This is a genomic window from Zavarzinia compransoris, from assembly GCF_003173055.1.
Taxonomy (GTDB): domain Bacteria; phylum Pseudomonadota; class Alphaproteobacteria; order Zavarziniales; family Zavarziniaceae; genus Zavarzinia; species Zavarzinia compransoris.
Genome location: NZ_QGLF01000001.1, coordinates 917,636 through 930,596, shown reverse-complemented (window position 1 = coordinate 930,596; position 12,961 = coordinate 917,636). Strand labels below are relative to the sequence as shown.

The window sequence follows — 12,961 nt, the reverse complement described above, 5'->3', positions numbered from 1 at the left end:
GATTGGCGCCGGGCTGGGGCAGGTCAGGCTTGCCGGCGCAGATCGCGGTAGAGGGCGGGGGCACTCCAGGGGGCGGCGCCCTGTTCGGCGGCACGGATCAGGGCGATGATCCGCTGGTTGACCGGGGCGCGCCGGCCCAGCCCGGCGGCCAGGGCCAGGATTTCGCCGTTGATGTAATCGACTTCGGTGCGGCGCCCGGCGGCCAGATCGTCGGCCATGGACGAACGGGCGTGGCGGTCCACCCGGGGCGCGCCGCCCCGGGCGCTGACCCGGCGGAACAGCCAGTCGGGCAGGGACAGCACCAGCGGCATGTGCCGGGGCGGCAGCGGGCCCAATTGCGCGGGCGCGATGCCGGCCAGCTTTAGCAGGGAAAGCGCCTCGCGCTGGCACAGTGCGACGGCGCGGCGATAATCCCGCGCGGCCAGCTGCGCCGCCAGCGGCAGGCCGGACAGGGCATTCACCGCATTGTTGAGGTTGATCAGCAGCTTGGCCCAGAGCACCGCCGTCATGGCGCGATGCAGGGAGACGGTCAGGCCCGCGGCGGCGAAGGCGGGCATCACCGCCTGGATCGCCGGATGGTCCTCGATCGCGATGGCGCCGCTGGTGCCCTGGTGCAGGTGCCCGGGGGCGGGTTCGGCCACATTGAAGGGCACCATGCCGGCCAGCACGGTCCGGCCCGGCAGCAGGGCGCGCAGGCGCTCCGGGTTGGAGACGCCGTTCTGGAGGCTGACGACCGCGGCGTCCGGCCGGGCGTGGGCGGCGATATCGGCCGCCGCCGCCTCGGTCGCCGGGCTTTTCACGGCGAGGAAAATCAGGTCGGCGCCGGCCAGCGCCTCGGGCGTCGTGGCCAACTGAAGCGCCGCCGCCTCGATGCCGAACCGTCGGCCGTCGAGATCGGTCACGGTCAGGCCGTGGGCGCGCAGGGCCTCGATCTGGCGCGGCCGGCCGATGAAGGTGACGTCGGCTCCGGCGGCGGCCAGGCGCCCGCCGACATAGCCGCCGATCAGCCCCGCCCCCAGGATGGCGATACGCTTGTTGCCGGTCATGATCCTGCCGTCCTCTCCCCACGTATTCTGGCCCACGTATTTTGGCTATAATGCCAGAACAGGCGCCGCTCAAATGTCGGCTTGTTGACAATTGCCGGCCCCCCGGCACCGCCCCATGCGGTTTTGAACCTTGCTTTTGCCGGGTATTGGGGGTAATAGGCGCGCCATTCCACACGTGGGGTTTGCGGCTGCGGAAGGGTTCCGCCGTCGCTCCGGTGTCCGGATTTCCGGACGACATCCCACGGAGGCTCAACCGGAAAAGGTACAGATCATGGCCGTTCCTTCGTTCTCCATGCGCCAGCTCCTCGAAGCCGGCGTTCACTTCGGTCACCAGACTCACCGCTGGAACCCGCGCATGGCGCCGTTCCTGTTCGGCGTGCGCAACAATATCCACATCATCGACCTGGGCCAGACGGTGCCGATGCTGCACCGCGCGCTGCAGGCGATTCGCGACGTCGTCGCCGGCGGCGGCCGCGTGCTCTTCGTCGGCACCAAGCGCACCGCCCAGCAGCCGATCGCCGATGGGGCGGCCCGCTGCGGCCAGTATTACGTGAACCACCGCTGGCTCGGCGGCATGCTGACCAACTGGAAGACCATCTCCCAGTCGATCAAGCGCCTGAAGTCGCTCGACGAGCAGCTCCAGGGCGAGGCGCTCGGCCTCACCAAGAAGGAGCAGCTGAACCTGCAGCGCGAGAAGGAAAAGCTGGAACGCGCGCTCGGCGGCATCAAGGAGATGGGCGGCCTGCCCGACATCATCTTCATCATCGACACCAACAAGGAAGACATCGCCATCCAGGAAGCCAACAAGCTGGGCATCCCGGTGGTCGCGATCGTCGACAGCAATTCCAACCCGGCCGGCATCACCTATCCGGTGCCGGGCAATGACGACGCGCTGCGCGCCGTCACCACCTATTGCGATCTGGTCGCCCGCGCGGTCCTCGACGGCATTCAGGCCGAGCTGACCGCGGCCGGCGTCGACATCGGCGGCATTGAAGAGCTGGTCGATGTCGAGGCGGAAGAAGCCGCCCTCCAGGCCGCCGAGGCCGAAGCCTCGGGCGAGGCGGCCCAGGCGTAAAGCCCGGGCCCCGCTCCTGATCGCAGAACCGACAGAAAGGTAGATCCCATGGCTGAGGTTTCAGCGGCCCTCGTGAAGGACCTGCGCACGAAGACCGGCGCCGGCATGATGGACTGCAAGAAGGCGTTGGCCGAAAACGGCGGCGACATCGAGCAGGCGATCGACTGGCTGCGCAAGAAGGGCCTGTCGGCCGCCGCCAAGAAGGCCGACCGCGTCGCCGCGGAAGGCCTCGTCGCGGTCGCCTCGAACGGCGCCAAGGCCGCCGTCGTCGAAGTGAACTCGGAAACCGACTTCGTCGCCCGCAACCCGGCGTTCCAGTCGTTCGTCGCGACCGTCGCCCAGGTCGCGATCGATGCCGGCTCGGACATCGAGGCGGTCGCCGCCGCGGCCTATCCGGGCGCGGACAAGCCGGTGAAGGACGAGCTGACCAACCTGATCGCCACCATCGGCGAGAACATGAACCTGCGCCGCGCTTCGGTTCTCGAAGTGCCGCAGGGCGTGGTCGCGTCCTACATCCATTCCGCCACGGCCCCGGGCCTTGGCCGCATCGGCGTGCTCGTCGCCCTCGAATCGGCGGCGCCGGCCGACAAGCTGGAAGTGCTGGGCAAGCAGATCGCCATGCACATCGCGGCCACCAACCCGGCCTCGCTGGACGTCGCCTCGCTCGACCAGTCGCTGATCGCCCGCGAGCGTGACGTGCTGACCGAACAGGCCCGCGCCTCGGGCAAGCCGGACAATATCATCGAGAAGATGATCGAAGGCCGCATCCGCAAGTACTATGAGGAAGTCGTGCTCCTGGAGCAGGTCTTCATCATCGACGGCGAGACCAAGGTGAGCAAGGCCGTCGAGGCCGCTGCCAAGGACGCCGGCAGCCCGATCAAGGTCACCGGCTTCGTCCGCTACGCGCTCGGCGAAGGCATCGAGAAGCAGGTCTCCGACTTCGCCGCCGAAGTGGCCGCGCAGGCCGCCCGCTGACCGACCGGCAACAAGGGCCCGGCGCTTGCGGCGCCGGGCCTTTTTTGTGCCCGGATTCGGCGCCAGAAACAAATTCGCCATCAGCGGCCGTTCCCGTTGGCCGGCCGCCGGTCAGATGATATACCCCGTGACCAGCCCGGCCGCCCGGCCGGGCCGGAAGCCGCTCGCGCCTGGATCGATCCCCCATGACCACCGTGCCGAAATTCCGCCGCATCATGCTGAAAGTCTCGGGCGAGGCCCTGATGGGCGCCCAGGCCTATGGCATCGATCAGGAAACGGTGGATCGCATCGCCCGCGACATCAAGGGGGCCTATGACCTCGGCATCGAGATCTGCCTCGTCATCGGCGGCGGCAACATTTTCCGCGGCCTGTCCAAGGCGGCCCACGGCATGGAACGCGCCACCGCCGATTACATGGGCATGCTGGCGACGGTGATGAACGCGCTCGCGCTCCAGAGCGGGCTCGAGAAGTTCGGCCTGCAGACCCGCGTCGTCTCCGCCATTCCCATGACCTCGGTGTGCGAGCCCTATATCCGCCGCCGCGCCATCCGCCACATGGAAAAGGGCAGGGTGGTGATCTTCGCCGCGGGCACCGGCAATCCCTTCTTCACCACCGATACGGCGGCGACGCTGCGCGCCATCGAGATGGGCTGCGACGTAATGCTGAAGGGGACCCAGGTCGACGGCGTCTATTCCGCCGATCCGAAGCGCGATCCGGACGCCACGCGCTATGACGAACTGACCTATCAGGAAGTGCTGGCCCGGGACCTGCGGGTCATGGATGCCTCGGCCATCGCGCTCGCCCGCGACAACCGCATCCCGATCCTGGTCTATAGCCTGTCCGAACCCGTGGTCTCCGTCCTCACCGGCGAGGCCAAATCGACCATCATCAGGGAAGGGGAGTAACACCTTGTCCGACGAGCCCGATCTCGACGCGATCGAGCGGCGCATGAATGGCGCCGTCGAGAACCTGAAGCATGAATTCGCGGGGCTGCGCACCGGCCGCGCTTCGCCGAACCTGCTCGATCCGATCACGGTCGAGGTTTACGGCGCGCAGATGGCGATCAATCAGGTGGCGTCGATCTCGGTGCCGGAGTCGCGCATGCTCTCGGTCTCGGTGTGGGACCGCGGCTCGGTCTCGGCCGTCGAGAAGGCGATCCGCAATTCCGGCCTCGGCGTCAATCCGGTGGTCGACGGCACGCTGATCCGCATTCCGATCCCGGAACTGAACCAGGAGCGGCGCCAGGAAATGGTGAAGCTCGCCTCGAAATATACCGAACAGGCCCGCGTCGCCGTGCGCAATGTGCGCCGCGACGGCATGGATCAGCTGAAAAAGCTCGAAAAAGACAGCAAGATTTCCGAGGACGATCACAAGATCTACGCCGACGAAGTCCAGGATATGACCGACAAGGCGATCGCCGTCATCGACGCGGCGCTGGCTTCGAAGGAAAAGGAAATCCTGCAGGTCTGAGCCCTGGGCGGACCCGGCAGGGGGACGGTACCGGATGATGAAACCGGCGATCGAGCAACGGGATGCGGCCCTGCCGCGCCATGTCGCCGTCATCATGGACGGCAACGGGCGCTGGGCGAAGGCGCGCCTGCTGCCCCGCGTCGTCGGCCACCAGCGCGGCTCGGAAGCCGTGCGCCGGGTGGTCGAGGCGGCGGCCGACTTCAATATCGAATATCTGACCCTCTATGCCTTTTCCTCGGAAAACTGGAAGCGGCCGGAGGCGGAGATCGGCGACCTGATGGGGCTGCTGCGGCTCTATCTCCGCCGTGACCTCGCCGAACTCCATGCCAACGGCGTGCGCATCCGCGTGATCGGCGACCGCGCCCGGCTCGCGCCCGACATTCTCGGCCTGATCGACCAGGCGGAGAGCAAGACCCGCGACAACCGCCGCCTGACGGTGACGCTGGCGATTTCCTACGGCGGGCAGGCCGAGATCGTGCGTGCCGCCCGCTCCCTGGCCGAGGATGTCGCCGCCGGCCGCCTGGCGCCGGCCGCGATCGACGAGGCGCTGTTCGCCAGCCGGCTGGAGACCGCGGGCATTCCGGATCCCGACCTGGTGATCCGGACCTCGGGCGAGAAGCGCCTGTCGAATTTCCTGCTGTGGCAGGCGGCCTATGCCGAATTCATCTTTGTCGATACGCTGTGGCCGGACTTCGGGCGCGAGGAACTGGCATCGGCGCTGCGCGAATACCAGCAGCGCGACCGCCGCTTCGGCGCGCGCAAGGAATGACCCGGTCCGCGTGACCGGGAAGGAATGACGGGGGGCATGGGCGCAACGATCGAGAGCAGGCTGCCGGGCCGGGATCTCTCCCTGCGGGTGGCATCCGGCACCGTGCTGGCCCTGGTCGGCCTCGGCGCCGTTCATGCCGGGGGCGGGTGGTTCGTGGCCCTGGTGACCGTCATCGCCTTTCTGCTGGTCTATGAATGGGACCGCATCGCCGAAGGCGACGGGCTGGGCGACATGGCCCGGCTGCATGGCGCCTTCGTCGGCGCGGCGCTGGCCGTCGGCGTCTTCGGCCTGTTTGCGGTCGCCCTCGGCGTCGTTGCCGTCGGCGCCGCCGTTTCCTGGTGGTTCGCGGCGAAACGCGGCCTGCGCCGGCCCTGGCCGGTGCTGGCCGTGCCCTATGTCGCGCTGCCCTGCCTGTCGATGCTGTGGCTGCGCTTCGATGCCGAGGCGGGAACGGAACTGACCTATTGGCTGCTGGTCTCGATCTGGGCGACCGATACCGGGGCCTATGCCGCCGGCCGCACCATCGGCGGGCCGAAGCTGGCGCCGCGCATCAGCCCGAAGAAGACCTGGGCCGGGCTGATCGGCGGCGTGGCGGCGGCGATCGTCGCCGGCGGCCTGACCGCCTGGATCGTCGGCCTGCCCGATCCCCTGGCCTTCGCGCTGGTCAGCGGCATCGTCGGCGCCTGGAGCCAGCTCGGCGACCTGTCGGAAAGTGCCGTGAAGCGCCATTTCGGCGTGAAGGATTCGAGCAACCTGATCCCCGGCCACGGCGGTTTCCTGGACCGGCTGGACGGCCTGCTCTTCGCCGCCCCCGCCGCCGCGCTGGCCGTGCTGGTCGGAGCGCTGTGATGGCGAGGCGCGTCACCGTGCTCGGCTCCACCGGTTCGGTCGGGACCAGCACCCTCGATCTCGTCGGCCGCAACCCGGACCAGTTCGAGGTCGCGGCCCTGGTCGCCCACCGGCGCCTGGACGTGCTGGTCGAGCAGGCCCGGCGCTTCCGTCCCGCCTTCGTCGCCAGTGCCGACGAGGCGGCCCTGCCGGCCCTGCGCGAGGCCCTGGCCGGCCTCGGCATCGAGGTCGGCGTCGGCCCGGGGGCGGTGGTCGAGGCGGCGAAAGTGCCGGCCGACCTCGTCATGTCGGCGATCGTCGGTGCCGCCGGCCTTGCCCCGACATTGGCCGCGGTCGAGCGCGGCGCCATCGTCGCCCTGGCCAACAAGGAGGCGCTGGTCTGCGCCGGCGATATCTTCACCGCCGCCGTTGCCCGCCACGGCGCCACCCTGCTGCCGGTCGATTCCGAGCATAATGCGATTTTCCAGGTCTTCGACGAGGCGCGGCGCGACCGGGTGGCCCGGCTGATCCTCACCGCCTCGGGCGGGCCGTTCCGCTCCGCCGACCGCGAGGTGATGGAGCGGGCGACCCCGGCCCAGGCTGTCGCCCATCCCAATTGGTCGATGGGCGCGAAGATTTCCGTCGATTCCGCCACCATGATGAACAAGGGCCTGGAACTGATCGAGGCGCACCACCTGTTCGCCATGCCGGAGGACAGGATCGACATCCTGGTGCATCCCCAGTCGGTCATCCACAGCCTGGTCGAATATGTCGACGGTTCGGTGCTGGCGCAGCTTGGCTCGCCGGACATGCGGGTGCCGATCGCCTATGCGCTGGCCTGGCCCGACCGCATGGCGACGCCGGTCGCCCGCCTCGACCTCGCCTCGATCGCGCGCCTGACCTTCGAGCCGCCGGACGCCCAGCGCTTCCCGGCCCTGGCGCTGGCCCGCCACGCCTTGAAATCGGGGGGGGCGGCGCCTACAATCCTGAATGCGGCGAATGAGGTGGCGGTTGCCGCCTTCCTGGGCGGCCGGATCGGTTTTCTCGATATCGCCGCAATTGTCGATCAGGTATTGGACAGATTGGCAGGGCGCTTCGGCGTATCCTGTCTAGACGACGTGATGGCGGCCGATGCCGCCGCGCGCCGACAAGCCGAAGCCGCGGCCGATCAGGCCTGAGCGGACGGTGCAGAACGGGTGGATGAAACGCGGCGCGTCTCGGGCGCGCCGGGAAAGGCGGGCCTCAGGTGGGTGATTTCATTGGCGGCGTCGGGTCGTCGCTGCACACGATCATCTTCTTCGTCATTGCGATCTCGGTCCTGGTCTCGGTCCATGAGTACGGCCACTTCTGGGTCGCGCGCCGCTGCGGCGTGAAGGTCGAGGTCTTTTCCATCGGCTTCGGCCGCGAGATCTTCGGCTGGACCGACCGTTTGGGCACCCGCTGGCGCATTTCCATGCTGCCGCTCGGCGGCTATGTCCGTTTCTTCGGCGATGCCGATGCCACCTCGGCGCTGCCCGACGGCACCATCGCCATGACCGAGGCGGAGCGGAAGGTCAGCTTCGCCGGGCAATCGGTGGGCAAGCGGGCGGCGATCGCCGCCGCCGGCCCGATCGCCAATTTCCTTCTGGCAATCGTTCTTTTCTATGGCCTGATCGTCGCGCTGGGCCAGCCTTTCACCCCGCCGGTGGTGGACAAGGTCTCGCCCGGCAGCGCGGCGGAAGCCGCGGGCCTTCTGCCCGGCGACCGGATCCTGGCGGTGGACGGCAGCTCGGTCGAGCGCTTCGAGGACCTGATCATGGTCATCCGCCTCAACCAGGGCACGCCCGTGCGCCTGAGCGTGGCGCGGGCCGGCGAGCAGCTGGAGATCGGCGCCACCCCGACCATCACCGAGATCGACAACGGCCAGGGCGGCAAGCAGAAGATCGGCCTGCTCGGGGTATCCTCCTCGGGCGTCGAGTTCAAGGAACACGGCGTCGTCGATTCCCTCTGGTATGCGGTCCGGGAGGTCGGCTCGGTCGTCAATGTGACGGCGACCGCGGTCGGCCAGATGATTGCGGGCAGCCGGGGCACCGAAGAACTGGGGGGGCCGCTCCGAATCGCCGACATGTCGGGGCGCGTGGCCAAGGTCGGGATCGACAGTTTCATCCTGCTGATCGCCGCTTTGTCCGTAAACCTCGCTTTGTTCAACCTTTTGCCGGTGCCGATGCTGGACGGCGGACACTTGTTGTTCTATGCGTTTGAGGCCATACGTGGTCGTCCGCTCGGGGACCGGACTCAGGAGTTCGGCTTCCGCGTGGGTCTTGCTATGGTGCTGACGTTGATGGTGTTCGCGACCTGGAACGATCTCGTTCAACTCCGGGTCGTCGATTTCATCAGCCGGCTTTTCACCTGATCGGCGACGGCAGAGGGAGTTCTGGGGTGTCCTCAATGGTGCGCGTTGCGCGTCGGCTTGTCGGGCCGGCTACGTTGGCTGTCGGTCTTGCGGCGTCTCCCGCCGCTTTTGCCCAGGTTCGCGGGGCCGGGGCCGAGGCTGCCGCCCCGATCGTTTCCGCCATCCGCGTCGAGGGCAACCAGCGCGTCGAGCCGGAGACGGTCATCTCCTATATGTCGATCCGGGCGGGCGAGCGCTTCGACCCCGTGAAGCTCGACCTGTCGCTGAAGGCGCTCTATGCGACCGGCCTGTTCGGCGACGTGCAGATCCGTGCCGAGGGCAACGACCTCGTCGTCACGGTGGTCGAGAACCCGATCATCAACCGCGTGGTTCTCGAGGGGAACAGCAAGCTCTCGGAAGAGCAGCTGACCAAGGAACTCCAGGTCAAGCCGCGCGTCATCTTCACCCGCGCCAAGGTGCAGTCGGACGTCCAGCGCATGCTGGAGCTTTATCGCCGCGCCGGCCGTTTCGCCGCGACGATCGAGCCGAAGATCGTGCAGCTGCCGCAGAACCGCGTCGACCTGATCTTCGAGATCAAGGAAGGCCCGAACACCGGTGTCGAGCGCATCAGCTTCATCGGCAACAAGGCCTTCACCGACGGCGAACTGCGCGAGGAAATCGCGACCCGCGAAAGCCGCTGGTACCGCTTCTTCTCGTCCGAGGACAATTACGACCCGGACCGCATGACCTATGACCGCGAATTGCTGCGGAAATTCTACCTGACCAACGGCTATGCGGATTTCCGCGTGCTGTCGGCGGTCGCCGATCTGACTCCGGAGCGCGACGCCTTCTTCATCACCTTCACGGTCGACGAGGGCGAGATCTACACCTTCGGCGGCATCGACATCGAAAGCCGCATCCGCGACCTCGTGCCGGACGAGCTGCGCAGCCAGCTTCTCACCCTCGAGGGCGAGACCTATAACGCGGAACTGATCGAGAAGACCATCGACAGGCTGACGGATGCCGCCGGCAACCTCGGCTATGCCTTCATCGACATCCGCCCGGTGCTGAAGCGCGACCGTGAAAAGCACACGGTCTCGATCACCTATCAGATCAACGAGGCGCCCCGCGTCTACGTCGAGCGCATCAACATCCAGGGCAACGTCCGCACCCTCGACGAAGTCATCCGCCGCGAATTCCGCCTGTCCGAAGGCGATGCCTTCAACACGGCGAAGAAGGAACGGTCGCGCCAGCGCCTTCAGGCGCTCGGCTTCTTCGACAAGGTGGATGTCACCCAGGTCCAGGGCAGCGCGCCCGACCGCACGGTGATGAATGTCGAGGTGCAGGAACGCTCGACCGGCGAGCTTCAGGTCGGCGCCGGCTTTTCGTCGTCGGAAGGCGTGGTCGGCGAAGTCTCGGTGCGCGAGCGCAACCTGCTCGGCCGCGGCCAGGACATCCGCATTTCGGCCAGCCTGTCGCAGAAGCGCACCCAGTTCGACTTCGGCTTCACCGAGCCCTATTTCCTCGGCCGTAATGTCGCCGCCGGTATCGACCTGTTCAATATCGACCGCGACTACCAGGACGAGGCGCAATACGACCTGCGCCGGACCGGTTTCGCCCTGCGCGCCGGCTTCAATATTTCCGAATTCCTGCGCATGACCACGCGCTATACCCTGCGCCAGGACGAGATCACCAATGTCGGGCCGTTCGCCTCCTTCGCGGTGAAGGAAGCGGAGGGGCAGGCGCTGACCTCCATGGTCGGCTATGTGCTCGGCTACGACCGGCGCGACCGGCCGCAGCGCCCGACCGACGGCTATTACCTGTTCATCGGCCAGGATTTCGCCGGTCTCGGCGGCGACGTGACCTATATCCGCACCACCGCGGGCGCCAATTACTACTACCCGATCACGTCGTCGGTGGTGGCCTCGCTCTCGGCCGAGGGCGGCTATATCCACGGCCTTGGCCAGAATGTCCGCCTGAACGACCGTTTCGACGTCGGCGGCCAGAACCTCCGCGGCTTCAAGGATGCCGGCATCGGCCCGCGCGACGCCATCTCGCGCGACAGCCTGGGCGGCAATATCTATGCCATCGGTACGGCCGAGGTCAGCTTCCCGGTCGGCCTGCCGGACGAATACGGCATCCGCGCCAGCGTCTTCACCGATTTCGGCACGCTGTTCGAGGTCGATACCGCGCCGACCGTCAGCGTGCTCGACGATTCCTCGCTGCGCATGTCGGCGGGCATCGGCATTTCGTGGGATTCGCCCTTCGGCCCGATCCGGGTCGACTTCGCGCAAGCCCTTCTCAAGGAAGACTACGACGAAACCCAGGTCTTCCGCTTCAGCTTCGGGACGAAGTTCTGATGATGCGCAAATCGCTCCATGCCGCCCTGCTGGGCGTCGCCCTTGCTGTCGGCGCCGCCGCGCCGGCGCTGGCCGAGAATCTGCCGCAGGCGGCGCCCTTGATCGTGAATTACGAAAGGCTGCAAACGGCGTCGAAGGCGGCGCAGGATGTCCGCCGCCAGGTCCAGGCCGTGCAGGCCAAATATCAGGCCGTGATCGACAAGGATCTGCAGAACCTGAAGGCCGAGGAAAAGAAGCTGCGCGACGCGGCGCCCAAACTGTCGGACGCCGAGCGCGACAAGCGCCAGAAGGCGTTCGAAGCCAAGGTCGCCGAGGCGCAGCGCCGTGCCCAGGCCAGCAACAAGGCGATCTCGGAGGCGGTGGACGCCGCCGGCGCCAAGGTGCGCGAAGCGCTGGTGCCGATCTTCAGCGAGATCATGACCAGCCGCGGCTCCAACCTCCTGCTCGGCACCAATGAAGTACTCTATTTCGACCCGAAGCTCGAGATCACCGGCGAAGTCCTGGCGGCGCTCGATGCCCAGCTGCCGTCGATCAAGGTTGAAGTCGCGCCCGTGAAATGACCATGGCCGAACCCCGCTTTTTCGTGGGCAGGGGGCCGTACAGCCTGGGGACTTTGGCCGAGATCGCCGGCGCCACCCTCGGCGAGGGCGCGGATCCCGGCCAGATCGTCGCCGGTGCCGCGCCGCTCGAATGGGCGGGGCCCGAGCAGATCACCTATGTCGGCCATGCCAAGTTCCTGGGCGCCCTGGGGGCGACCAGGGCCGGCGCCTGCCTGCTGCGCGAGGAGCACGCCCGCCGCGCGCCCAAGGGTGTCGCCCTGCTGCATTCGCGCCAGCCGGCGATCGCCTATGCCAGGATCGCCCAATTCTTCCACCCGCGCCGCGAGGCTGCGGCCGGCATCGCCGCCACCGCGGTGATCGGCGAGGGCGCCGTGCTCGGCCCGGGCTGCGAGATCGGCCCCGGGGCGACGATCGGCGCGGGGGCAAGGCTCGGCCGCGGCGTGATCGTCGATCCTTGTGCCGTGATCGGGCGGGGTGTCGTGCTCGGCGACGAGGTGATCGTCGGCGCCGGCGCTTCCGTCCATTTTGCCGTGGTCGGGGCGCGCAGCACCTTCTTCGCCGGGGCCAGGATCGGCGAGGCGGGCTTCGGCTTCGTGCCCAATCCCCCGGCCGGCCATCTGCGCATCCCCCAGGTGGGCCGGGTGATCATCGGCAGCGACGTCGAGGTCGGGGCGAATGCCTGCATCGACCGCGGGGTCTACGGTGACACGGTGATCGGCGACGGCACCATCATCGACAATCTCGTGCAGATCGGCCACAACGTGAAGCTCGGCAGGGGCTGCGTCCTGGCGGCCCAGGTCGGCATTTCGGGCTCCTGTACGGTGGGCGATTTCGTCGCCTTCGGCGGTTCGGCCGGGGTCGCCGATCATATCAATATCGGGACGGGGGCGCAGATCGCGGCGAAGGCCGGCGTCATGCGCGACGTTCCGCCAGGGGTAACGGTCGGCGGCACGCCGGCGGTGCCCATCAAGCAATGGTTCCGTGAGGCGACGACCCTGTCCCGCCTTGCCCAGCACAAGGGGGAAGACAATGTCTGAGGCCGGGGAGACCAGCGCGCAGACGCTCGAGACGATCGATATCATGCGGATCATGCAGATGATCCCGCATCGGTATCCCATGCTGCTGGTCGATCGCGTGGTGGATCTGATCGGGGGCGAAAGCGCCACCGGGATCAAGAATGTCTCCATCAACGAACCGTTCTTCCAGGGGCATTTCCCGTCCTATCCGGTGATGCCGGGCGTCCTGATCGTCGAAGCCATGGCGCAGACCGCCGGCGTCGTCGTCATCAAGATGCTGGGCAACGAGGCGGAGGGCCGGCTGGTCTATTTCATGTCCATCGAGGATTGCCGGTTCCGCAAGCCGGTGGTCCCGGGCGACCAGATGCGCATCCACGTGAAGAAGGAACGCGGCCGCGCCAATGTCTGGAAATTCCATTGCGTGGCCAAGGTCGAAGGCGCATTGGCCGCCGAGGCGACCGTGACCGCGATGATTCTCGACCGCTGAGGAG

The 12,961-nt window shown here is 67.5% G+C and carries 13 protein-coding genes; 12 read left to right on the top strand and 1 reads right to left on the bottom strand.

Annotated features, from left to right (window positions below):
- Positions 1 to 23: 23 nt before the first annotated feature.
- A complete protein-coding gene (locus DKG75_RS04595; protein ID WP_109919872.1) occupies positions 24 to 1,046 on the bottom strand; it encodes a 2-dehydropantoate 2-reductase in 1,023 nt (340 codons plus the stop codon).
- A gap of 271 nt (positions 1,047 to 1,317) precedes the next feature.
- Between DKG75_RS04595 and rpsB the strand changes: the two genes are divergently transcribed.
- From rpsB to fabZ, 12 genes are all read left to right on the top strand, one after another.
- Complete coding sequence (rpsB, locus tag DKG75_RS04590) at positions 1,318 to 2,121, top strand: 30S ribosomal protein S2 (RefSeq protein ID WP_109919871.1); 804 nt, start codon at positions 1,318 to 1,320, stop codon at positions 2,119 to 2,121.
- Between the two features lie 48 nt (positions 2,122 to 2,169).
- Entirely contained in the window at positions 2,170 to 3,096 is a 927-nt protein-coding gene (gene tsf, locus DKG75_RS04585; protein WP_109919870.1) for a translation elongation factor Ts, read from the top strand.
- Positions 3,097 to 3,281: 185 nt separating this feature from the next.
- Positions 3,282 to 4,001, top strand: coding sequence for a UMP kinase (gene pyrH / locus DKG75_RS04580; protein WP_109919869.1), 720 nt, complete (start codon positions 3,282 to 3,284; stop codon positions 3,999 to 4,001).
- 43 nt (positions 4,002 to 4,044) lie between these two features.
- Positions 4,045 to 4,566, top strand: coding sequence for a ribosome recycling factor (gene frr, locus DKG75_RS04575; RefSeq protein ID WP_208111960.1), 522 nt, complete (start codon positions 4,045 to 4,047; stop codon positions 4,564 to 4,566).
- A gap of 37 nt (positions 4,567 to 4,603) precedes the next feature.
- The gene (locus DKG75_RS04570; protein WP_109920147.1) at positions 4,604 to 5,335 is read left to right on the top strand and encodes an isoprenyl transferase; all 732 of its coding nucleotides are present in this window, start codon (positions 4,604 to 4,606) and stop codon (positions 5,333 to 5,335) included.
- A gap of 36 nt (positions 5,336 to 5,371) precedes the next feature.
- Positions 5,372 to 6,184, top strand: a complete 813-nt coding sequence (locus DKG75_RS04565) for a phosphatidate cytidylyltransferase (RefSeq protein WP_109919867.1) — start codon at positions 5,372 to 5,374, stop codon at positions 6,182 to 6,184.
- Positions 6,184 to 7,341, top strand: coding sequence for a 1-deoxy-D-xylulose-5-phosphate reductoisomerase (locus DKG75_RS04560; protein ID WP_109919866.1), 1,158 nt, complete (start codon positions 6,184 to 6,186; stop codon positions 7,339 to 7,341). The genes DKG75_RS04565 and DKG75_RS04560 overlap by 1 nt, the downstream gene beginning before the upstream one ends.
- A gap of 68 nt (positions 7,342 to 7,409) precedes the next feature.
- On the top strand, positions 7,410 to 8,555 hold the full coding sequence (rseP, locus tag DKG75_RS04555; RefSeq protein ID WP_109919865.1) for an RIP metalloprotease RseP: 1,146 nt from the start codon (positions 7,410 to 7,412) through the stop codon (positions 8,553 to 8,555).
- A 74-nt stretch (positions 8,556 to 8,629) separates the two neighbouring features.
- Positions 8,630 to 10,894: an outer membrane protein assembly factor BamA gene (gene bamA, locus DKG75_RS04550; protein ID WP_243746442.1), complete on the top strand. Its 2,265-nt coding sequence runs from the start codon at positions 8,630 to 8,632 to the stop codon at positions 10,892 to 10,894.
- On the top strand, positions 10,894 to 11,454 hold the full coding sequence (locus DKG75_RS04545) for an OmpH/Skp family outer membrane protein (protein ID WP_109919863.1): 561 nt from the start codon (positions 10,894 to 10,896) through the stop codon (positions 11,452 to 11,454). Before bamA ends, DKG75_RS04545 begins: the two co-directional genes overlap by 1 nt.
- Positions 11,455 to 11,456: 2 nt before the next feature.
- On the top strand, positions 11,457 to 12,491 hold the full coding sequence (lpxD, locus tag DKG75_RS04540; protein WP_109919862.1) for a UDP-3-O-(3-hydroxymyristoyl)glucosamine N-acyltransferase: 1,035 nt from the start codon (positions 11,457 to 11,459) through the stop codon (positions 12,489 to 12,491).
- Positions 12,484 to 12,957: a 3-hydroxyacyl-ACP dehydratase FabZ gene (gene fabZ / locus DKG75_RS04535; protein WP_109919861.1), complete on the top strand. Its 474-nt coding sequence runs from the start codon at positions 12,484 to 12,486 to the stop codon at positions 12,955 to 12,957. The genes lpxD and fabZ overlap by 8 nt, the downstream gene beginning before the upstream one ends.
- Positions 12,958 to 12,961 lie beyond the last annotated feature (4 nt).